This is a genomic window from Dryocola baronae, assembly GCF_051297175.1.
GTDB lineage: Bacteria > Pseudomonadota > Gammaproteobacteria > Enterobacterales > Enterobacteriaceae > Dryocola.
In genome coordinates this window covers 890,025-910,426 of sequence record NZ_JBINNY010000001.1, presented here as the reverse complement: position 1 = coordinate 910,426, position 20,402 = coordinate 890,025, and the positions used below count along the sequence as shown (strand labels likewise).

Below are 20,402 nucleotides of genomic sequence, written 5' to 3'. Positions count from 1 at the left end.
GTGAATTCTTTTCTGATGGTCATGTTAAAAAGGTGCCAGATTCAGGAACAGACGCTGCAGCCAGCCCATGTTCTGTGCTTCGTTTATGTAGCCGTTGCCCACGTATTCGATACGCGCGTCGGCCACCTGAGTGGAGGACACCGTGTTGTTGCCGCTGATGGTCCGCGGATTCACCACGCCGTAGAAGCGGATAAACTCGGTGCCCTGGTTAATGGCTATCTGTTTCTCCCCAACGACCTGGAGATTGCCGTTCGGCAGCAGGGCGTTGACCGTTACGGTGATCGTGCCGGTAAAGGTGTTGCGCGCGGCGGCCCCGCCTTTGCCGGTGAAGTCGGACTTGCCGCTGGCGTCAAAGTCCGCGCCGCCGTTGCCAAGCCACCCGCCCACCGGCATGGCGGCAAGCCCCATCCCCGCAGAACCATTACGGTTGGCACTGGCCGAGGAGCTTTTGCTCGCGCTGACGTTTTCCTGCAGCAGGATGGTCAGCGTGTCGCCGACGTTGCGCGGACGGCGGTCTTCAAACATCGGCTGGTAGCCATAGTTCATGGCCTGTCCGGTCTGAAACAGCGAGCCGCTTGGGCCTGTCGGTACCATCTGTAATGGGGCCGCAGTCGTGGGTCCCTGAACCAGCGGCTGCTGCATGATGTGCGCGCAGCCGCTGAGCAACAGAGCACCAGCTAAAGCGGCGATGACACGCGCGCCGTATTGCGGAATAACCTGGAATTTGTTCATTTTTTTACGATAAAAACTGTCTGTTACCCGCCGGATAACCGGCGGGTGAGAGGGGGTTACAGCTGGGAAAGCCGCTGTAGCATTTGGTCAGAAGTGGAGACCGCCTTGCTGTTGATTTCATAGGCGCGCTGCACCTGAATCATGGTCACCAGCTCTTCGGCGACGTTCACGTTCGAGGTTTCGATGTACTGGTGTTTTAGCCTACCGGCGCCGTCCATGCCCGGCGTTGCCTCGTTCGGCGTGCCGGAGGCCTGGGTTTCGCGATACAGGTTGCCGCCGATGCTTTCCAGACCGGCGTCATTGATAAAGGTCGCAAGCGTAAGCTGGCCAATCTGCTGCGGGGCCGCCTGGCCCGGAACGGTGACGCTCACGATGCCGTCTTCGCCCACGGTCAGCGTCTGCGCGTCGGGCGGCACGGTCAGCCCCGGCTGCACCGGGTTGCCGCTGGCGTCGACGATCTGGCCGTTTTCGTTCGGCTTAAACGCGCCGTCGCGGGTGTAGGCGGTGGTGCCGTCGGGCAGCTGGATCTGGAAGAAGCCCTTGCCCTGGATGGCGACGTTATAGTCGTTGCCGGTTTCGGTCAGCTGCCCCTGGGTATGCAGGCGCTCGGTCGCCACGGCGCTCACGCCGGTTCCCAGCTGAAGGCCGGTTGGCAGCGTGGTTTGCTCGGAGGCCTGCGCGCCCGGCTGGCGCATCGTCTGGTAAAGCAGGTCCTGAAACACGGCGCGCTGGCGCTTAAAGCCGTTGGTGCTGACGTTCGCCAGGTTGTTGGAAATGACGTCCATATTGGTCTGCTGTGCTTCCAGACCGGTTTTAGCAATCCATAAAGAGCGGATCATCTTGTTACTCCTGACCGGGGTTAGCCGATGCTTAATAGCTGGTTGGCCTGTTTGGCGTTTTCGTCAGCGGTGCGAACGACCTTCATGTTCATTTCGAACCCGCGGGCGTTGGCAATCATGTCGGCCATGGCTTTCACCGGGCTGACGTTGCTGCCTTCCAGCGCTTCCGGGCTAAGGCGCATGTCCGTGTCAGCGGGGAGAGCGTTGCCCCCAGCCGGGTGGAATAGCCCTTCGTCGCCGTGCGTCAGATCCTGCATGCGGGCGTTGACCATTTTCAGGCGGCCAACCGCGACGACGGCGTTCGGCTCGTCGCCCGCGCCAAGCGCGGTGAGCGTGCCGTCTGGCGCAATGGTGATGCTGGACTGCGGAGGCACGACGATCGGCGCGCCGTCGCCCAGCACCGGAAAGCCGTTAATGCTCAGCGCGCCTTCGCTGTCCACCTGAATCGCACCGTTGCGCGTGTAGCCTTCGCTGCCGTCCGGCGCGGCGACCGCGAGCCAGCCGTCCTGCGGCAGGGCCACGTCGAGGCTGCGCCCGGTGTTGTTTATCGGGCCCATGGTGTTGTCATGAAACGGCGTGGATTCGGCGACCAGCGCGCGCGTGGCGTGGGTTTCGCCATTTATAGGCACCGCACGGAACGCCGCGAGCTGGGCGCGAAAGCCGGTGGTCGAGCTATTAGCCAGGTTGTTCGAGGTGATCGACTGGCGGTTAAGCGCCGCGTTGGCGGCGCTCATGGCGGTATAAATCGCGCGATCCATCATCTACCGCCGTTAACGCAGGTTAACCAGGGTCTGCAACAGCTCAGACTGGGTTTTGATGGTCTGCGAGTTCGACTGGTAGTTGCGCTGGTAGACGATCATGTTGACCATTTCGTTACCGAGGTCGACGTTGGAGTTTTCCAGCGCGTTGCCGGTAAGCGAGCCGAGGCTGCCGGAGCCGGGCACGCCGAGGATCGGGTTGCCGGACTGCGGCGTTTCGGTCCAGGTGTTGTTGCCGTTCTGCTGTAGCCCGCCGACGCTTGCGAAGTTGGTCAGCGCCACCTGGGCCAGGGTTTGCTTCTGCCCGTTGTCGTAGTTGGCGACGATCTCACCGCTTTCGCCGATCACGTAGTTGAGGAACTTGCCCAGCGCCTGGCCGTTAAAGCTAAAGGTGTCGGTGGAGGATTCCTTGGTGGAAACCTGGGTCATGGCGCTCAGGTCGATATCCAGCGACAGCGGCGTCGCGCCGTTGTAGCTTTCACCCGTTAAGGTGAATGTCCCGGCCGAGGTGAGCTGGCCTTTTTCGTCGAATTTAAGCGGCACGTCCATGTAGTCAGGCGTGGCGGCGCCGCCCTTCGGCGCGGTGGTATCCACGGCCTTGGCGGTCCATTCGTTGGGGCCGGTTTTAATGTAATAGATATCAATGGTGTGCTTATTCCCCTGGCTGTCGAAGGCTTCTGCCTGGGAGGAATAGTTGTAGGTTTCCGGGTCATCCGCCTTGAACGGCGTTTTGGTCGGCTCTTTGGCGTCCGAGGTCAGGTTGCCCTTCAGCGTCGCGCTGGTTGAGGCTTCGGGCAGCATCGGGGATTTATTGATGGTAATCGGCCCAACCGGCGCGCCCGGCTGAATAGCCAGCGGGTTGCCGGTCGCCTGGTAGCCGCTCAGAAACAGGCCGTTGGTGCTGTTGAAAATGTTGCCGTCTTTGTCTTCGGCGAACTGGCCGTTGCGGCTGTAGAAGGCCTGGCCTGCGGCATCCACCAGACGGAAGAAGCCGTTGCCGGTGATGCCCATGTCCAGCGCGCGGCCGGAGCCCGCAAGGCCGCCGTCGCCAAAGTTCTGGTTAACGCCCGCCACCTGCACGCCCATGCCCTGCGTACCGGCAAAGATATCGGCAAAGCCCACGGAACCTGATTTAAAGCCAAACGTCTGGGAGTTAGCAATGTTGTTGCCGACCGTGTCCAGCGCGCGCGAAGCGGCGTTAAGCCCGCTTAATCCTTGTGAAAAGCTCATAGTAATATTCCAGAAAGTGAGTAATGAATCAGGTGTTATTGAAGTAAGAAAACGTCGCTGATGGTGGTCGTTTCGCCACTCGCCAGGTGCAGTACAGCCCCCTCCTGAGTCATCGACACGCCTTCCACTTTGTCCTTAATCAGCCCGGTGAAAACGGGATCGTCGCCGCCTTCGTTGGTCGCCGAGTAGGTCACTTTGTATTCCACCCCGGCTTCCGGCTCCGACGGCTGGAAGTTTTCCAGATCGTCGAGGCTGAAATTGTTCACGCCGGTTTTGGTGTCTTTCAGCTCAGCCGTGTAGGCGTTGCCCGCCTCATCGGTAAAGGTCACGGTGACCTTGTCGGCCTCGCCCTGCTGATGGAAGCTCAGCTCGCCGTCCATGCTCCTCGTGCCGTCGGCCCCCCACGTCACCTTAGGGTCGCCTTTAATCATCACGTCGCGGCCCACCCAGTTGACCGCGTTCATCTCCTGCATGGTGCTCATCATCCAGGCCACCGCCGTCACCGAGGTGTTGAGCTTCTCAACCCCCGCCGCGGTGTTGAACTGCGCCAGCTGCGAGGTCAGCTGGTTGTTATCCATCGGGTTGGTCGGATCCTGGTTTTGCATCTGCGCGATCAGCAGCTGCATGAAGCTTTCGGAAAGATCCGCCGCGCTGCTTCCCGTGCCGACCTGACCGTTGCCGCTGTTGCCGCTAACTGGTGAAACTGCCATTTGACTGTCCTTATTGTCCCAGGGATAAAGTTTTCAGCATCAGCGACTTGGCGGAGTTCATCACTTCGACGTTGGCCTGATAGCTGCGGGAGGCGGAAATGGTGTTGACCATCTCGTTGACCACGTTGACGTTGGGCATACGCACGTAGCCCTGCTCGTCGGCAAGCGGGTTGCCCGGCTCGTACACCAGGCGGTCGGGCGCGCTGCTTTCCACCACGTCGCTGACCTTTACGCCGCCGATATCACCGCCCGCGGCGGCATCGACTTCAAACATCACCTGGCGCGCGCGATACGGCTGTCCGTCAGGCCCGGCCACGCTGTCCGCGTTGGCCATATTGCTGGCGCTGACGTTGAGGCGTTTGGACTGCGCCGCCATCGCCGAGCCGGAAATATCAAAAACACTAAATAGAGACATCGGTCCATTTACCCTTGTGCCGCGCGCCACTTATTGAGAAAGCACGCTCATCATTTTTTTAATATCAGCGCCGAGGAACGTCAGGCTCGACTGATATTTAACGGAGTTGTCCGCAAAGCTGATTCTTTCGCGGTCCATATCCACGGTATTACCATCAGCGCTGGGCTGATCCGGAATGCGATACAGCAGCTGCGCGTCGTCAAACGGCGTGGCTTTTCCTTCAATATGTCTGTTTGAAGTTAACGACAGCGACACCGGCGATTTAGCGGCAGCCTGGTTGGCCATCGAGGTTTTTAGCTGCTGGGAGAAATCAATATCGCGCGCCAAATACCCTGGGGTATCGGCATTGGCAATATTGGATGCCAGCACTTCCTGCCGACGCGAAAGTAAACCCAACGCCTCCTGCTGAAAGCGAAATGCATCATCAAGCTTATTGATCATGAAATTGGCCTCGCGCCTGTAAAAATAACCGTCATATTTTAGTCAGCGCGGGTTAAATATTACACCGCAAGGAACTGACAGAAATAAACGTTATTAGCGAAATCAGCCGGGATATTTAAAAAAAGAAAAGCCTAGCTATTAAATTGCGCGCAGAAGTGTCGCCATTTAACGCATTAAGATAGTTGGCGCTTAGTTTATAATTTAAACAGAAGGGTTGAGCATTAATTTACGCGTATTTCATTAGGGCTAGCAATCATTATGTTTTTATTTATCCGCATTATTATGCTGACGCTGTGCTGCAGCGCCCCGCTGTATGCCAGCACCAACACGGCGCAGGATATCGAGCTTCGTCTGCGGATAAAAATAGATGAGCTACTGAAGAAACGCAGCGGGCAAGGCGATGACGCATACGTCGTGCAGCTCGCCACCATTCTTACGCCCGCAAAGCAGCTGGCGGCGATTTGCGCCAGCCCGGTGCTTTCGCTTGCGGGAAACGATAGGCGTCTGACGGGCAAGCGCAGCGTGGTCGCCGAATGCGAATCGCGCCGCCACTTTATCCAGATTCAGGTAAAAGCCCAGGGCACGTGGTGGGTGGCAAAAGGCAATCTGCCTGCGGGAAGCGTGGTGCAGGCGAGCGATATCGAACCGCACACCGGCGCGGTAGAACGCCAGCCGGCGGGCATTATTTTCAACCCGGCGCTGATTATCGGCCAGACGCTCACCCGCGCGGCGATAGCCGGCCAGCCGGTGCGCAGCAACCAGCTGCGCCAGCAGTGGCGGCTGCACGCGGGCCAGCAGGTCGATCTGGTCGCGGCGGGCGATGGCTTTTTGATTCGCAGCCAGGGCAAGGCGCTGGCCAACGCCTCGGTCAACGACACGCTGCGAGTGCAGACCCGCAGCGGGCAAACCCTCAGCGGCAGGGTTAACGAAGACGGCCAGGTGATGATTTCTTTGCAATAAAATTTTAGTTTTTTTCCCTGTCACCGATGAGACAGGTAGAGGGCTTGAAGCCTGACGAATTAACTGGCGAGGATAATAATGAGCATTGACCGTACAGCACCAGCCGCACCCGTAAATAACATCGCCGCCGCGCAGGAGCTGCGCACCCGCCCGCAGGGGCCGGAAGCCAGCAAAGCAGAGTCGGCAAGCGCTGACGGCAGCAAAACGCAGGTGAAATTAAGCAGCCTGACGCAGCAGATCAATACCGACAGCAGCCGCGACGTCGACTATGAACGCGTTGCTGCAATTCGCGCCGCACTGCAGGCCGGGGAATTACCGATTGAACCGGAAAAAATTGCCCGCGCGCTGGTGCAGGATATTTTTCAATTTAGTTAACCGTTGAGCTGTAAGACCCATGGATAAGCTGTTCCCGATATTGTCGCAAATGAAAACGTCTCTCGATGAGCTGGAGGCGATTATGATTGAAGAAGTCAATCAGCTGAACCGGCCGCGTATTAATCCGGTGTCGCTCCAGGTGCTGACGGATAATAAGAGCCAGCTCTTATCGACGATCCAATATTATGATGAATTGCGCCAGCAGGAAGAGCAGGAACTTAAGATCGGCGCCCCCTATCGCCAGCAGACGAAGCTATTTTCCTGCTGGCAGCAGGTGACGCAAAAAGTCCAGAACACCAAATCGCTGAATATGAAAGTGGAAGAACTGCTTTCGGTACATATGAAAAAAAATGAGCGATTAAAGAAGGTTGTTGAAACGGCGGGGGGCGGGAATAACCTGTACGGTTCCGCGGGCGAGGCCAGCTCCACCACCACCGGACGGGTTTATAATATCAGCGTTTAAGGCTGGAATTTCATTACCATCTTTCGCCAGCCTCTCCGCTGGCTTTTTTTTGGCTTTATATTATGAATAAGCTTACCGCCCAACAACGTTAATTGAAGGGCAGAAAGCGCGTGCTTAGCCTGCCGAATATAGGTGAGGGGAATTAACGTGGGAAGGAGGTGAACGGCTCGAGGTAGGCGGCGCTGATCGCTTTGCCTTTATTGATGTTTTTCATTTCATCGCGCAGCACGTCAAGGCGCGAACGCATATGCTGCATCATGACGGCTTCATTTTGCAGCAGGTTTTCGATGACCTCTTTAAGCGCCGCCTGCTCTTCGGCCGTGAGGTTCGCCATGTCGTTCGCCATCACCTCGCTGATAAGCGAAACGTAGCTGGTCATCGAGTCGATAAACTCGTCCCATCTCCCCTGCCCGGTGAGCTCCAGCATGTTGCTGTTCAGCAGGCGGACGTTTTGCAGCTCGGACTCCAGCGCCTTAAACATGGCTCACCTGCTTTTTAGGTTCGATCTCTTTCCAGGTGTTGGAGAGATTGGTCATGATTTCAATAAGATGTGGCAGCTCTTCCGGCTTTTTCTCGAGGTTCAGCAGCAGCAGGCTGCGCGAGACATACTCGTAAAGGCTTTCCATCTCTTCGGTTACCTGCCCGCCGATGTCGTGGTTTAACGCGGAGCGCAGGCCGTTATCGATGATGTTGATCGCGCGTGAGATCATCTCCCCGCGCTTGGCAATGTTGCCCGTTTCAAAATAGATCTTTGCGCGCAGCATGGCGCTGATGGCCCCTTCAAACAGCAGCGTGATCAGCTGATGCGGCGTGGCCCCTGCCACCTGGCTTTCTAAAGAGACCTGCGCATAAGCGTTCTGGCCCGTTTTGGTGTACATGATTTGCTTCCTGCCGGGCACCCGCTGCGCCCGGCGAATAAAGGTGAATAAGGTGGTTTAGTTGAAGCTGGCCAGCAGGCCGGTCAGCTGGTTCTGCGTGCTGGTCATTTTGCTCATCGCCAGATCGAGGCGTTCGAAGTCTTTACGATTGCGCTCGATGGTGGCATCAATCATCTTCTGCATCTGGGCGATACGCTCGGTGACCTGCTTGGTCTGTTCTTCCAGGCCTTTGGTGGTTTCGGCGATAATCCCTTTCGTCTTGGGGATCGCATCGCTGTCGCCGATGTAGGATTTGATCAGCGTCTGCATCTTGTCGGCGATGCCTTCCTTGCCCTCTTTGCCGAGGAACAGGGCTTCGAGATCGTCAGGGTTTTTGTTGATCGCCTCTTCGAGCTTTTTGCTGTCGATGGTCAGCTTGCCCGTTCCGGCGTCTTCCACCTCAACCTTGATGCCCACTTCCGCAAGCGAGGAGAACTTCTCGCTCAGCTCCCGGTAGCTGCCGACCGCGATTTCGCGCATGTCGCCGGTCAGGCGGCGCAGGGTGCTGTTGCCCATCAGCGCGCCGTTATTTGGATTCGGTTCGCCGCTGCCTTCCACCGGCGGTTTCCACGCGCTGGCGCTGCTGGATTCGCTGATAAACGCGTTATACAGATTCACAAACTCTTCAATCGCGCTTTTGAGCTTGCTGTTATCCGGGGTGATCGTCAGGTTTTCAGGGATGAATTCGGTGCCGTCTTTTTCGGAGACCTGCTGTAGCTCGAGCGTGATGCCTTCAATCGCATCGGTGATGGTGTTGCTGCTGCGGGTGATTCGGGTGCCGTCCACCACAAGAATGGCGTTTTGCGCCTTGGCGGTGGTGGACATTTTATTCGCCGTCGCACCGCCTGGGGTCGCAGGCTCAAGCGCCGGGTCGTAGTTCAGCACGCCCTTCAGCCTGTCGTCGCCTTCGACTTCAACTTTGAGCTTGCCGTCTTCGCCGGTTTTTTTCGAGCTGAGCACCAGCTTGTAGGTGCCGTCTTTTTCCCCCGCCCTTACCGAAGCGGTGACGTCACCTTTAGCGGCGTTGATTTTCTTGGCGATTTGCTCAAGCGACGTTTCATCGTCCTTTAGCTCAATGTTCAGCGGATCGCCGCTGCCGGTGGTGATCTTTAAGGTGCGGCTGCTGCCGCCGTTGCCCAGCTGATTGGTTTTGCTGGCCTGTTCCGTCGTGCTGATCTTGTGCGCTTTTGCCAGCTGTTCAACCTGCACCTCGTAGCTGTCCGGCAGCGCGCCGCTGCCGGCGGTGGCCTTGAAAGCTTTGTTGGTGCCGACGTTCACGCCGTGAAAACCTTCGCTTTCAATTTTGCCAAGGTTGGTGTTTAACGCCGACAGCGAGCTGGAAATTTTTCCCCAGGAGGAAACCTGATTGCTGTAGCTGGTTTTTTTTTTGGTGTACGGAACAAGCTTGGTTTGCTCTGCGGTTCTGATTTGATCGAGCATTGACGTAATATCGAGCGCGCCGCCTGAACCCAGACCTGGCATTGAAAATCCGGCCATGGTTATCTCCTGTATAAAGTAATTGTCGGTATCACTAATGGATATCGGGGCAACGGACATTAAGTTTAATTTTTTACTTTTGCAGCGACAACGCACACTTGTCGGAATGACACTCTCTTGCGCTTTTTCCGCCATTAAATAGAAATAAAAACCGCAGCAATAATATTAACCAGAGAATTACCGTCACAAGTGAACGCAATTATCGCGTTTGCAATAAAGCGGTAAAAAATATTTCAGCGCTGACAAATGTTCACCGATAGCTAAGTTATGCCCAATAACGGACGCATAAGCTTAATAGCTTCAAACAGCAGCACTAATTATTAAGGATATTATTATGGCGCAGGTCATTAACACCAACTCCTTGAGCCTGATGGCTCAGACTAACCTGAACAAATCCCAGGCTTCTCTGGGTACGGCTATCCAGCGTCTGTCTTCCGGCCTGCGTATTAACAGCGCCAAAGACGATGCAGCGGGCCAGGCCATCACCAACCGCTTTACCGCTAACATTGAAGGCATGACCCAGGCCGCACGTAACGCCAACGACGGTATCTCCCTGGCGCAGACCACGGAAGGCGCGCTGAACGAAATCAACGACAACGTGCTGAACATCCGTCGTCTGACCGAGCAGGCGCTGAACGGCACCAACTCCGATTCCGACCGTAAGTCCATCCAGGAAGAAATCGACGCCCGTCTGCAGGAAATCGGCCGTATTGCCGCCGATACCGAGTTCAACGGCGTGAACGTGCTGGACGGCTCCACCTCCCAGCTGAAAATCCAGATCGGCGCGAAAGACGGCCAGACTATCGATATCGACCTGCCTGCCATGGACCTGGAAAAACTGGGCCTGGATAACTTCAGCGTGACCGGCGCGCTGAACAAAGGCGCCAAGCTTGATAAGCCTACTCTGACCGCTTCCGGTGTCGAAGCGGCTGTAGGCGATAAGATTAGCGCCGCAACCACCGGCGGTGCGCTGACCGAAATGAATCTCGACGCTAACGCCCTGAGCGAAATCGCTAAAGCGGCCTTCGAAGACCCGGCGAAAGAAGCGGCGGATATCACGCTGTTCACCATCGGTACCGGCGCGGCGATGAAAACCTACGCGATGGATAAAACGTCTAAAGAAGCGGTTGAAGTTAAGGTAACGGCTGATGACAGCACCGGCGACTTCGTTTCTGCGGCGAAAGTGTCCAGCCTGTCTTCCGTTGACGCGGACATCCTGCTGACCGGCACAAGTACCGTTTCCGGCAACGGCGCTATCTATAAAGCGGGCAATGAAATTACCGTTAGCGGCGCGACGGCTGGCGATACCACGGCGATGAAGCTGACCGCTGAAAACCTGGATGACATTGCGGTAGCAGCCTTCGGCACCGCAGAATCTGCGGCCAACATGCAGCTGTTTGGCACCACCGACAGCGCGGGCAAAGTCTCCTACTACGCGGTTCACGTTGATGAAAACGGCAACCGTACCGGTAAAGCTGTCGATCTGAAAAACGATGCTGGCACCTTCACCGCAACCGCTGGCGCGGATATGAGCACCAAAGACTTCCAGAAGCTGGAAGAAGCGACGCTGCCGGGCGTGACCGCCGAGAAGCTGGAAACCCTCGACAAAGCGCTGGCGCAGGTTGACAGCTTCCGCTCCGGCCTGGGTGCGGTTCAGAACCGTTTCGGCTCTATCATCAGCAACCTGAACACCACCATCAACAACATGACCGAAGCCCGTTCCCGTATCCTCGACGCCGACTTCTCTTCCGAAGTTTCCGCGATGAGCCGCGCGAACATCCTGCAACAGGCCGGTGTGACCGTTCTGGGCCAGGCAAACCAGGTTCCACAGAACGTGCTGAGCCTGCTGCGTTAATAGCGGAACTTCATGCTTAAATAGCTCGATATATTCTGCGAGTAATAGCCCTCCCCTTTCGGGAGGGCTTTTTTATATCTGCACCAACCCAGCAAAATAAAGAATTAGCGTCACAAGCGAGCGCTATTATCGCCTTTGACAAAATCCTCAAAATATTATTTCAGTGATATCCGACAGCCACCGATAGATTAATTATGCGCTCTCATGGACGCATAACTTTAATAGATTCAAACAGCATCAACTTTCATTAAGGATATTATTATGGCGCAGGTCATTAACACCAACTCCTTGAGCCTGATGGCTCAGACTAACCTGAACAAATCCCAGGCTTCTCTGGGTACGGCTATTCAGCGCCTGTCTTCCGGCCTGCGTATTAACAGCGCCAAAGACGATGCAGCGGGCCAGGCCATCACCAACCGCTTCACCGCTAACATTGAAGGCATGACCCAGGCCGCGCGTAACGCCAACGACGGTATCTCCCTGGCGCAGACCACGGAAGGCGCGCTGAACGAAATCAACGACAACGTGCTGAACATCCGTCGTCTGACCGAGCAGGCGCTGAACGGCACCAACTCCGATTCCGACCGTAAGTCCATCCAGGAAGAAATCGACGCCCGTCTGCAGGAAATCGGCCGTATTGCCGCCGATACCGAGTTCAACGGCGTGAACGTGCTGGACGGCTCCACCTCCCAGTTGAAAATCCAGATCGGCGCGAAAGACGGCCAGACTATCGATATCGACCTGCCTGCCATGGACCTGGAAAAACTGGGCCTCGATAACTTCAGCGTGACCGGCGCGCTGAACAAAGGTGCCAAGCTTGATAAGGCAACGCTGACCGCTTCCGGCACCGCCGTAGGTGCAGGTAGCGCGATTAGCGTGGCGAATAACGCGGGCGGCGCGCTCACCGAAATGACGCTCGACGATAACGCCCTGAGCGAGATCGCTAAGGCGGCCTTCGAAGACCCGGCGAAAGAAGCGGCGGATATCACGCTGTTCACCATCGGCACCGGCGCTGCCACCAAAACCTACGCCATGGATGTCGCCTCTAAAGAAGCGGTTCAAGTGAACATCACCGCTGATGATGCATCCGGCGACTTCGTTTCTGCGGCGAAAGTGTCCAGCCTGTCTTCCGTTGACGCGGACATCCTGCTGACCGGTACCAGTACCGTTTCCGGCAACGGCGCTATCTATAAGGCCGGTAATGAAGTTGTGGTCAGCGACGGCGCTTCCGGCACCTCCTCCATGAAGCTGTCCGCAGAAAACCTGGATGACATTGCCATCGCGGCCTTCGGCACCGCCGAGTCTGCGGCCAACATGCAGCTGTTCGGCACCACCGACAGCGCGGGCAACGTTTCCTACTACGCGGTTCACGTTGATGAAAACGGCAAGCGTACCGGTAAAGCGATGGATCTGGAGTTTGACGGCACCGACTTTAAAGCTACCGCCACCACCGATATGAGCACCAAAGACTTCCAGAAGCTGGAAGAAGTGACGCTGCCGGGCGTGACCGCCGAGAAGCTGGAAACCCTCGACAAAGCGCTGGCGCAGGTTGACAGCTTCCGCTCCGGCCTGGGTGCGGTTCAGAACCGTTTTGGCTCTATCATCAGCAACCTGAACACCACCATTAACAACATGACCGAAGCCCGTTCCCGTATCCTCGACGCCGACTTCTCTTCCGAAGTTTCCGCGATGAGCCGTGCGAACATCCTGCAACAGGCCGGTGTGACCGTTCTGGGCCAGGCAAACCAGGTTCCGCAGAACGTGCTGAGCCTGCTGCGCTAATATTGGATCGCTAAACGCTCGTGCAGTCATGCAGTTAGCAGCCCTCCCCACCGGGAGGGCTTTTTTTACCCCTCGTCCGATAAATACCTGTCAGCTATCGGCATTATTTTCTAAAAGATAATCTCCCCTTCCCTAAGCCTGTGAATAATTAGCAAGCTAAAGGTGCATATTGATGTACAAAATGCACAAATTAACGCCTTTAGGAATAATCTGATAATCAGATAATATTCAGGAATTAGGTTGCAAATATTATTCCCTGCGTTCCAGCCGTTCTTTACCACGAATAATATCGCCTCACTGAAAATAAGCTCATTAATTACTTACAGAAAATTACCTTGTCGATATTGAATATCGTTATCAATGCCAGTTACACATTATGAATCTCTTTTACGGGCTGAAAACTCTGGTATTTACGTTCAAAATTAATATAATTAACGGCGTATGAACGACAGCACCCAGTAATATTTAATGTCCTTTCCATATCCCTATATGTTCATTCCGAACGTCGATATAACCACGCCATAAGTAAGCCTTTACGGCTGCTGCATCACCCGCTAAGTGTCAGTAGTCTATAGTTATTATCATAAAGAGGTAGAACTGAGAGGTAAGTAGATCCAGAAGCTGTAGCGCAGCTTCGCGAGGTGTTAATTTTATTAACGACGACATCGCCTGGGGTCGTAAAAAGAGTGCCGCACGCAGAGAATTAATAACCTTAAAATCCGCAAACCACTGAAAAAATGAGATTTGATACACACTACGATAAGACATAAAAAGCACACGGCATCACGGTGGAAAGCCAACAATTGATATTAATATCCGCCCTTCAGTGAATGCTTTACTTTTTTCTTTGAGAAGAACCCTTTAACTATGCTTAACAATATTGCAATTGGCACCGCGGTTTCGCTCGACCTGCAGGCCAGGACGCTGTCGCGTATTCGCGACGGAAAAAGCGTTACGCTGCCGGTCTCTGCCTGTAACTGCCTGAAAGCTCTAGTGGAAGCGAAGGAAGAAGTGCTATCCCAGGAACAGCTGATGGACATCGGCTGGCGAAATGCTGGCGTAGAGGTTACCGAAAATAGCGTGCGCGTAATGATCAATAAGATTCGCCGCGCCATTTCATCCCTCGACATGCAGGACAGCATTACCTTACTTGCCGTCACCCGCAGCGGCTACCGCCTGATTATTCGCAATGCGGCCGGTCAGCTCGGTGAATTTGCCCGGCAGGCGAAGCCTGAGGAAATTCCAAAGTCTTCTGCTTTACCTTCTGAATTTGATTCCTCTGCCACCGAACCTCCGCAAATAAAAACCATACGAGTAACATGGAAATATCGCATTATCGCCACCCTTGCAGGACTTATCCTGGGGATGCTGATGGCGATGTTTATTGGCTGGCTGCTGCGGGTGTCGCCGGACCCGGTTAAGTTCGTGCGCTGGAGCGGCAAAGAAGCGCCTCCGTTAACCGAAGTGTGGGTGCCGGCCGCAAGTCAGTCTGAAGATCTGACCATTCGCCGCACGCTCGAGCTTTATGCCGAATATGCCCTTAAGAGCGAGGCCAAAACTGATAAGGCCAATCATCTGTATATTACCGTAGGCAAGGACCCGCAATATTATGGCCTGGTCGCCTGCGTAGCCCCACTTCAGGATTCGGAGAATAACTGTGAATCGTACTATTTTAGATACCATTAAATCCCCGTTAATCCTGTTTTTTCTCGGCGGAATTGCGGTGTCGCTGGCGTGCGTTTTTATCAAGGAGATGGTGGTTTATCCCATGACGGCGACCTGCGTTGCCCCGGTATCCTATTACGCCATTGACGAAGATAAATGGACGTTAACGCGCGGCGTCTATCGCTTTTACCGCGAGGGAATAAGCGAGGGGCGCACCGTTTATATTGGCACCATCAGCCATTTTAAAGGCGACCTGCCGAGCGAAAGCCCGATCCCGGTATTGCGCGAGGTGCGTTTTACCGGCGTGTTTGACAATAATACGATGCGCACCACTATTACCTCCCAGGGCCGCAGGCTCGGCGATCAAAGCAGCGATGAGGACGTGAAGAAATATGTCTTCCCGCACCTCGTGCCGGGTGAAGTCAGCACCAGCTCGCTGTATTTACTCGAAGGAAAGGTGTTGGCGACGGGAACGGAAGCCACCCCGCGCGTACTGTGTCTTGACTGAGATGATTAGCGCCAAAGCCGCTCACTGACCGGGCAAATGAATGAACAGGGAGTACCGTAAAATACAGGGATGTAATTTTCTAAGCGGTCAGGACGTAAAATGGAGAGGTTCAACCCCGGTTACTACACCGAAGCAGACCTTAAGGAAGCGGGGATAAAGTCCGTAGGGAAAAACGTTCTCGTCGCCAGGAACTGCACCATCGTTGGGCTTGGCAATATTGAAATCGGCAATAACGTCAGAATCGACGGCTTCACTACCCTCATCGCCGCCGGAGAAGGTTTTATCCGGCTTGGCTCCTATATTCATATCGGCGGTACCAGCACCCTCCTCGCAAGTTCGGGCGTGGTGATGGACGACTTCTCCTGCCTGTCGCACGGCGTAAAAATATATACCCGCAGCGACGACTACAGCGGGGAGTTTATGACCAACCCGACGGTTCCCGCGTCGCTGACGCACGTCACCTCGGGCACCATTATTATTGGCCGCCACGCCATCGTCGGCTCGCAGTCCAGCCTGCTGCCGAATGTCCATCTCGCCGAAGGGACCGCCGTGGGCGCCAACTCCTTAGTGACCAAAGATACCGAAGCCTGGTCGATTTATGCCGGTTCCCCCGCCAGGCGAATCAAAGACCGCAAGCGCAACCCGTTGCAGCTTGAGAGGCTAATAAAATAAACCCGCCAGCGGCGGGTTTGGTTTAGCTCTGTGCGGCAGGCCTGCGGATGATATGCCCAACCTTGTCGATCACGCTTTCCTCAAGGCCTGGATAAAACGGCAGGCAAATCACGCGGTTCGACGCCAGGTGGGCGTTAGGCAGATTTTCAGGCTGCGCGCCCAGCGCGTGTCTATACATGTGGAAGCTGCTGATCAGCGGGTAGAAGTAGCGGCGCGGGATGATATTGCGCGCGATTAACGCCTCGTAAAGCCCGTCGCGCGTCAGCTGATAGTCCTCTTCAACCACGATAGGGAAATAGGCGTAGTTCCAGACGACGTCCTGCGGGAGCGGGGGGATATGAATGCCGCGAATCCCCGCCAGCGCCTGCAGATAACGCGCGTAAACCGCAGCGCGATCCGCAATGGCGTTATCGATGTGCCGAAGCTGCAACAGGCCGTAGGCGGCCTGCACCTCGTTCATTTTGCCGTTAATGCCCGGTGCCACGACGGTGGTTTCATCGGCGATGCCAAAGTTTTTCAGCAGGTCGATGCGCCGCTTCATGCTGGCGTCGTGGCAGATTATCGCCCCGCCTTCGATGGTGTTAAACACCTTGGTCGCGTGGAAGCTCAGCACCGAAAGATCGCCTTCCAGCAGCACGCTGCTTCCGTGGCGCTGCACGCCAAACGCGTGGGCGGCGTCGTAAATCACCTTCAGGCCGTAGAGATCGGCAATCTGCTGGATGCGCCGCGTATTGCACGGCACGCCGTAGCAGTGAACCGGCAGGATAGCCGTGGTGCGCGTGGTAATCGCCTGCTCGATTTTCTCCGCGTCCATGTTGAAGCCGTCCCGTTCGGTATCAACGAAGACCGGCGTCAGGCCGTTCCACAGCAGGGAGTGCGCGGTGGCGACGAAGGAGTACGGCGTGGTGATGACCTCCCCGGTTACGCGCAGCGCCTGCAGGGCGGTAAGCAGGGCGATGGTGCCGTTGGAAAACAGGCACAGGTGTTCAACGCCGAGATGGTCCGCAAGCTCCCTTTCCAGCTGCTGGTGGCAAGGCCCGTTGTTGGTGAGCTGCTGGTTTTCCCAAATCTGCTCGAGAAAGGGTATGAACTCCTCAAGTGCGGGCATCAGCGGCCGGGTAACGTAGGTTTTTTTCTCAGATAGCATGGCGGTCGTCCCAGCGGTGCTCGTCTTCAATAAACAGCGGCGACGGCGCTTCGCCGTTGACGTGCCGCGCCCAGACCGTATCGATCATCTTTTCGAAATAGCAGGCGTTGTGGCTGTGGCTCTTCTCGCGCCGCTGGATGCGCTCGCGCATCGTCAGGCGCAGCGTATTCAGGTCGTCATAGCGATCGTTTAGTTCGATTACCTTCTGCGCATATTCGTCAAGGCTCGTGGTAACAAACTCGTCGAGACCCAGCATGCGCATCGCCAGCGCGGCGGTGCGCGAGACCGGCGAGCCTTCGACGGCCGTCACCAGCGGAACGCCCATCCACACCGAGTGCTGGGCGGTGGTGCCTGCGGAATAAGGGTGGGAATCGAGCAGGATATCCACCTCGTTGTGCATCGCCAGATAGTCCACGAAGCTGCGTCGGGTGCGGAACTCCAGCTGCGCCAGGTTCACCCCGCGCCGCGTCATTTCTTCGCCGTAGTGCGCAATCATCGCGTCGTCCGCCATAAAGCCGAACAGCAGGCGGGCGTTGGGCAGCGCGATAAGAATTTTTGCCCAGCAGTCGAGGATTTCGGCGGTAATTTTCTGCGGGCGGTTAAAGCTGCCGAGCGTGAGATAGCCGTTTTTCAGCGCAGGTAGCCCGTTCACCGCCGGGGCGAGCGGGCTGTATTCAAACAGTTTTGCCGCAGGCAGGGAGATCAGCTTTTCCGTAAACACGTCGTCCAGCTCGCCCGGTGCCGCCAGGCCGTCGATCAGCACGTAGTAGTCCATTTCCTGTAGCCCGGTGGTGCCGACGAAGCCGATCCACGACATCTGCACCGGCGCGGGTTTCAGCGCAAAGGTCAGCAGCCGGTTGCCGTTGGTGTAGCCGGAAAGATCGATAAGCACGTCGATGCCGTCGTTGGCGATTTGCCCCGCCAGCTCGTGCTCGCTCAGGGTTTTCACGTCGCGATAAAGGGTGGCCGATTCTCTATAAAGGTTGGCGACGGCGTCCTGCTTGCCTGTGGCGTAGACGTAAAGCTCATAACGCTCGCGGTTGATTGCCTGCCAGATCGGGTAGACGAACAGGTGAACGGGGTGATCGTTGAGGTCGCCGGAAACAAAGCCGATGCGGATTTTTTGGCGCCCGGCGTCGCGCGAGAGCGCCTTCCACGGGCGGCTCACGCTTTGCGCCCACCGGGTCGCCAGACGCCCGTACTCCAGGTGCTGCAAGAATTTTTCCTGCGCCGACATCGCGGAATCGTGGGACAGAATAAACAGATACATCGCCTGCGCCGCCGCGCGGTCGATGCCCTTGATAGGCAGGGCCAGCGTCTTTTCGCACAGGGCTTTCGCCTCCGCCATGCGGCCAATGTGGCTTAACAGCGTTGCCAGGCGCAGCATGCTGACGGCGTTGCTTTCCTTGAGCGCAATCGCCCTGGACAGGCAGTACTCCTCAACCCGCGACCGGCGGTCGGCGTTGTAGAAAGCGGAAAGGCTCTGCCAGTAAATGCTGCCTTTGCCGTCGTGCTTAATCAGATACTGCCAGAGAAGCTTCGCGGTAATCGAGCCTTCCGCGCGCTGGGTGAGGATAAAACCGAGCTGTTCCAGCTTGCTGATATAGCTCCCGTCGATGCTCAGCCGCCTGCCGGTGATTTTTAGCGCCTGGTCGTAGTCGCCACACTTCTTGAACGTGTCCGCCGCCAGGGTAAGAAAACGCGCGTCTTGCGGGTTCTCTTCGAGCAGCTCGCAGACCTTTTCTTTCGCCTGAGAGGTAAAGCCGCTGGCGAGTAGCGCCTCCGCCTGGCGCGCCTTCTTCACGTTGACCGTGTCCGGAAGCTTCGCCGAGGTAATGACGCGCTCCTCGGCGGCGGTGAGCATGCCGCCGCGCTCGCAGGGGGTAATCGCGAGCAGATAAGAGGTGAGGCACCCTTCCAGCAGCGCATTGTCGCCGCAGCCCATAATGCGCTGCCACAGGCGCGTCCAGGCAAGCGGGCTGCCGCTAATCAGGCCCTTGCCCGCCAGCTCGACGGCGGTTTTGGCGTCCTGCACGCTTTCAATCTTCAGCCCTTTTTCATAAAGATCGAACTCTTCGCGCTTGAGCGCCAGCCGCTCGCCCCACCCGTTGGTGCGGGCGCAGAACGCGCCGCCCGGCACCTCCTGCTCGCTGAAGGTGCAGTTCAGGGTGAGCTTCTCCCGGCGGTCGATATTGTAGGGCGACGGAAAAACGCTGACGTAAAGCAGAGGCGGATTATTGAGATACAGCTCGCGCAGCGCCTCAAGAATCGTTTCACGGGTTTGCTCGGGCTTTTCCGGCTCGAGCGCAAGATGGATGAGCTGCTCGGTGCTCAGGCTGCGCGGCCAGGCGGCGGCCAGCCAGTCCAGCACGCGGCGAATGTCCGGGTTGGAGGTATCCACCCTGTCGCCGTAGCGGGTGATGCGCTGATTTTCGTCGTCGGTCGCAGCATAGCTCGCCGCCCAGTGCATCGAGGCAAGCCGGTTCAGGTCGGGGAGATCGCTCACCGGCGCGGCCGTTTTCTCAGAGACAAGCAGGCTAAAGCGCTCGCTGCGCTGCACCGCAAAATCCAGATACTGCTGGAGCTGGGTGCGGTCTTTGCCCATCGACACGGCCTGGGTCAGAGAGTCAATCTGCCTGCCGTAGCGCTGCGACATTTCATACTGCGGGACAACGTCGCCCAGCATGCGCAGCCGGTTGGCCCCGGCGCGGGCGACAAACTCCGTCAGCAGGCTGGCGTCGTTGCTCTCCTCAAGATACTGCGCCAGCAGCTCCGTATCGCTAAGCAGCAGGGTTTGCGCCACCTGCTCTTTCAGGCCTCCTTCGAGGTCGGCCATCTCCATAAACGACAGCATCGCCTTGGCGCCGCTCAGCCACGCCTCTTCGGTCTGCGCGTGACGGGTATGGAAAGCGATGGCCTGCTGGAGGATTTTATTCGCCCGCGCGCCCGGCTGGGTATTCCACTTCACGGCAATCACGCCGCGCTCGCCGAGCTGGCGTTCGCACCAGTCTACTAGCGCATCGCGTGAGGCATCGTCTAACAGGGAATACATCGCGGGTAGAATAATATAGTCAAATTTACCCACCTCCACCGACAGCAAATCCGCAAGCCCAAGGCAGTAAAGATGGATATTTTCAAGCGACCGTTCGTTTAATTGCGCAACGCCCGCGGCAATGCGTTCCGGGTCAATATCAACGCCGACGCAGGTGCTTTCTGGATATAGAGCGGCATGACGCAGTAAATTATCGCCGTTTCTACAGCCTATTTCGAGAATAGAAGCCTGGGCGATATCCGCTCCGCTAAAATTATACAGGTGCGCCGCCGAGGCTATCGCTGCCGGGGAATAATGCCATGGGGAATAAAATAAGCTCACGCGAAAACCATAATAGCCAACAATAATTATGGGCGATTTTATCACCAGCGGCTTAAGCTCTAT

At 56.6% G+C, this 20,402-nt stretch carries 20 protein-coding genes; 8 read left to right on the top strand and 12 right to left on the bottom strand.

Translation table 11 applies throughout. The annotated features are described in order from the left end of the window. Positions 1-24 precede the first annotated feature (24 nt). The 7 genes from ACSPHG_RS04240 to flgB are packed head-to-tail and all read right to left on the bottom strand — an operon-like array spanning position 25 to position 5,125. Positions 25-732 carry a flagellar basal body L-ring protein FlgH gene (locus ACSPHG_RS04240; protein WP_435952285.1) on the bottom strand — a complete coding sequence of 236 codons (708 nt, stop codon included), beginning with the start codon at positions 730-732 and terminating at the stop codon, positions 25-27. 56 nt (positions 733-788) lie between these two features. Further along, entirely contained in the window at positions 789-1,571 is a 783-nt protein-coding gene (gene flgG / locus ACSPHG_RS04235) for a flagellar basal-body rod protein FlgG (protein ID WP_435952284.1), read from the bottom strand. Positions 1,572-1,591: 20 nt separating this feature from the next. Continuing rightward, complete coding sequence (locus ACSPHG_RS04230) at positions 1,592-2,329, bottom strand: flagellar basal body rod protein FlgF (protein ID WP_435955936.1); 738 nt, start codon at positions 2,327-2,329, stop codon at positions 1,592-1,594. A 12-nt stretch (positions 2,330-2,341) separates the two neighbouring features. Continuing rightward, positions 2,342-3,559 carry a flagellar hook protein FlgE gene (flgE, locus tag ACSPHG_RS04225; protein WP_435952283.1) on the bottom strand — a complete coding sequence of 406 codons (1,218 nt, stop codon included), beginning with the start codon at positions 3,557-3,559 and terminating at the stop codon, positions 2,342-2,344. A 35-nt stretch (positions 3,560-3,594) separates the two neighbouring features. Beyond that, entirely contained in the window at positions 3,595-4,269 is a 675-nt protein-coding gene (locus ACSPHG_RS04220; protein ID WP_435952282.1) for a flagellar hook assembly protein FlgD, read from the bottom strand. A 10-nt stretch (positions 4,270-4,279) separates the two neighbouring features. Further along, on the bottom strand, positions 4,280-4,684 hold the full coding sequence (flgC, locus tag ACSPHG_RS04215) for a flagellar basal body rod protein FlgC (protein ID WP_435952281.1): 405 nt from the start codon (positions 4,682-4,684) through the stop codon (positions 4,280-4,282). Between the two features lie 30 nt (positions 4,685-4,714). Next, the gene (gene flgB / locus ACSPHG_RS04210) at positions 4,715-5,125 is read right to left on the bottom strand and encodes a flagellar basal body rod protein FlgB (RefSeq protein WP_435952280.1); all 411 of its coding nucleotides are present in this window, start codon (positions 5,123-5,125) and stop codon (positions 4,715-4,717) included. A gap of 258 nt (positions 5,126-5,383) precedes the next feature. Here flgB and flgA point away from each other — a divergent pair, with 258 nt between their 5' ends. The 3 genes from flgA to ACSPHG_RS04195 all read left to right on the top strand — a co-directional run bounded on the left by flgA (position 5,384) and on the right by ACSPHG_RS04195 (position 6,923). Next, the gene (flgA, locus tag ACSPHG_RS04205) at positions 5,384-6,085 is read left to right on the top strand and encodes a flagellar basal body P-ring formation chaperone FlgA (protein WP_435952279.1); all 702 of its coding nucleotides are present in this window, start codon (positions 5,384-5,386) and stop codon (positions 6,083-6,085) included. Positions 6,086-6,163: 78 nt separating this feature from the next. Next, entirely contained in the window at positions 6,164-6,460 is a 297-nt protein-coding gene (gene flgM / locus ACSPHG_RS04200; protein ID WP_435952278.1) for a flagellar biosynthesis anti-sigma factor FlgM, read from the top strand. Positions 6,461-6,479: 19 nt separating this feature from the next. Then, positions 6,480-6,923: a flagella synthesis protein FlgN gene (locus ACSPHG_RS04195; RefSeq protein WP_435952277.1), complete on the top strand. Its 444-nt coding sequence runs from the start codon at positions 6,480-6,482 to the stop codon at positions 6,921-6,923. A 142-nt stretch (positions 6,924-7,065) separates the two neighbouring features. On the opposite strand, the gene ACSPHG_RS04190 is transcribed toward ACSPHG_RS04195, so the two are convergent. Genes ACSPHG_RS04190 through fliD form a run of 3 tightly spaced genes read right to left on the bottom strand, consistent with a single transcriptional unit; the run spans position 7,066 to position 9,337 of the window. Further along, positions 7,066-7,404, bottom strand: a complete 339-nt coding sequence (locus tag ACSPHG_RS04190) for a flagellar protein FliT (protein ID WP_435952276.1) — start codon at positions 7,402-7,404, stop codon at positions 7,066-7,068. Beyond that, positions 7,397-7,801 carry a flagellar export chaperone FliS gene (gene fliS / locus ACSPHG_RS04185; RefSeq protein WP_435952275.1) on the bottom strand — a complete coding sequence of 135 codons (405 nt, stop codon included), beginning with the start codon at positions 7,799-7,801 and terminating at the stop codon, positions 7,397-7,399. Before fliS ends, ACSPHG_RS04190 begins: the two co-directional genes overlap by 8 nt. 57 nt (positions 7,802-7,858) lie before the next feature. After that, entirely contained in the window at positions 7,859-9,337 is a 1,479-nt protein-coding gene (fliD, locus tag ACSPHG_RS04180; RefSeq protein ID WP_435952274.1) for a flagellar filament capping protein FliD, read from the bottom strand. Between the two features lie 334 nt (positions 9,338-9,671). On the opposite strand from fliD, the gene ACSPHG_RS04175 reads away from it, so the two are divergent. The 5 genes from ACSPHG_RS04175 (at position 9,672) to ACSPHG_RS04155 (ending at position 15,819) form a co-directional block, all read left to right on the top strand. Next, entirely contained in the window at positions 9,672-11,192 is a 1,521-nt protein-coding gene (locus ACSPHG_RS04175) for a flagellin N-terminal helical domain-containing protein (protein WP_435952273.1), read from the top strand. A gap of 261 nt (positions 11,193-11,453) precedes the next feature. Next, complete coding sequence (locus ACSPHG_RS04170) at positions 11,454-12,974, top strand: flagellin N-terminal helical domain-containing protein (protein WP_435952272.1); 1,521 nt, start codon at positions 11,454-11,456, stop codon at positions 12,972-12,974. 867 nt (positions 12,975-13,841) lie between these two features. Next, positions 13,842-14,660 carry a winged helix-turn-helix domain-containing protein gene (locus ACSPHG_RS04165; protein WP_435952271.1) on the top strand — a complete coding sequence of 273 codons (819 nt, stop codon included), beginning with the start codon at positions 13,842-13,844 and terminating at the stop codon, positions 14,658-14,660. After that, positions 14,632-15,147: a hypothetical protein gene (locus tag ACSPHG_RS04160; protein WP_435952270.1), complete on the top strand. Its 516-nt coding sequence runs from the start codon at positions 14,632-14,634 to the stop codon at positions 15,145-15,147. The genes ACSPHG_RS04165 and ACSPHG_RS04160 overlap by 29 nt, the downstream gene beginning before the upstream one ends. 99 nt (positions 15,148-15,246) lie before the next feature. Further along, the gene (locus ACSPHG_RS04155; protein WP_435952269.1) at positions 15,247-15,819 is read left to right on the top strand and encodes an acyltransferase; all 573 of its coding nucleotides are present in this window, start codon (positions 15,247-15,249) and stop codon (positions 15,817-15,819) included. Between the two features lie 22 nt (positions 15,820-15,841). Here ACSPHG_RS04155 and ACSPHG_RS04150 read toward each other — a convergent pair whose 3' ends face one another. After that, positions 15,842-16,966: a DegT/DnrJ/EryC1/StrS family aminotransferase gene (locus ACSPHG_RS04150; RefSeq protein WP_435952268.1), complete on the bottom strand. Its 1,125-nt coding sequence runs from the start codon at positions 16,964-16,966 to the stop codon at positions 15,842-15,844. Then, positions 16,956-20,339, bottom strand: a complete 3,384-nt coding sequence (locus ACSPHG_RS04145; protein ID WP_435952267.1) for an O-linked N-acetylglucosamine transferase family protein — start codon at positions 20,337-20,339, stop codon at positions 16,956-16,958. The genes ACSPHG_RS04150 and ACSPHG_RS04145 overlap by 11 nt, the downstream gene beginning before the upstream one ends. Between the last annotated feature and the right edge of the window lie 63 nt (positions 20,340-20,402).

Coding starts and splice junctions, on each gene's coding strand:
- ACSPHG_RS04240 (WP_435952285.1), bottom strand. CDS start 732: ATGAACAAATTCCAGGTTATTCCGCAATACGGCGCGCGTGTCATCGCC.
- flgG (WP_435952284.1), bottom strand. CDS start 1,571: ATGATCCGCTCTTTATGGATTGCTAAAACCGGTCTGGAAGCACAGCAG.
- ACSPHG_RS04230 (WP_435955936.1), bottom strand. CDS start 2,329: ATGGATCGCGCGATTTATACCGCCATGAGCGCCGCCAACGCGGCGCTT.
- flgE (WP_435952283.1), bottom strand. CDS start 3,559: ATGAGCTTTTCACAAGGATTAAGCGGGCTTAACGCCGCTTCGCGCGCG.
- ACSPHG_RS04220 (WP_435952282.1), bottom strand. CDS start 4,269: ATGGCAGTTTCACCAGTTAGCGGCAACAGCGGCAACGGTCAGGTCGGC.
- flgC (WP_435952281.1), bottom strand. CDS start 4,684: ATGTCTCTATTTAGTGTTTTTGATATTTCCGGCTCGGCGATGGCGGCG.
- flgB (WP_435952280.1), bottom strand. CDS start 5,125: ATGATCAATAAGCTTGATGATGCATTTCGCTTTCAGCAGGAGGCGTTG.
- flgA (WP_435952279.1), top strand. CDS start 5,384: ATGTTTTTATTTATCCGCATTATTATGCTGACGCTGTGCTGCAGCGCC.
- flgM (WP_435952278.1), top strand. CDS start 6,164: ATGAGCATTGACCGTACAGCACCAGCCGCACCCGTAAATAACATCGCC.
- ACSPHG_RS04195 (WP_435952277.1), top strand. CDS start 6,480: ATGGATAAGCTGTTCCCGATATTGTCGCAAATGAAAACGTCTCTCGAT.
- ACSPHG_RS04190 (WP_435952276.1), bottom strand. CDS start 7,404: ATGTTTAAGGCGCTGGAGTCCGAGCTGCAAAACGTCCGCCTGCTGAAC.
- fliS (WP_435952275.1), bottom strand. CDS start 7,801: ATGTACACCAAAACGGGCCAGAACGCTTATGCGCAGGTCTCTTTAGAA.
- fliD (WP_435952274.1), bottom strand. CDS start 9,337: ATGGCCGGATTTTCAATGCCAGGTCTGGGTTCAGGCGGCGCGCTCGAT.
- ACSPHG_RS04175 (WP_435952273.1), top strand. CDS start 9,672: ATGGCGCAGGTCATTAACACCAACTCCTTGAGCCTGATGGCTCAGACT.
- ACSPHG_RS04170 (WP_435952272.1), top strand. CDS start 11,454: ATGGCGCAGGTCATTAACACCAACTCCTTGAGCCTGATGGCTCAGACT.
- ACSPHG_RS04165 (WP_435952271.1), top strand. CDS start 13,842: ATGCTTAACAATATTGCAATTGGCACCGCGGTTTCGCTCGACCTGCAG.
- ACSPHG_RS04155 (WP_435952269.1), top strand. CDS start 15,247: ATGGAGAGGTTCAACCCCGGTTACTACACCGAAGCAGACCTTAAGGAA.
- ACSPHG_RS04150 (WP_435952268.1), bottom strand. CDS start 16,966: ATGCTATCTGAGAAAAAAACCTACGTTACCCGGCCGCTGATGCCCGCA.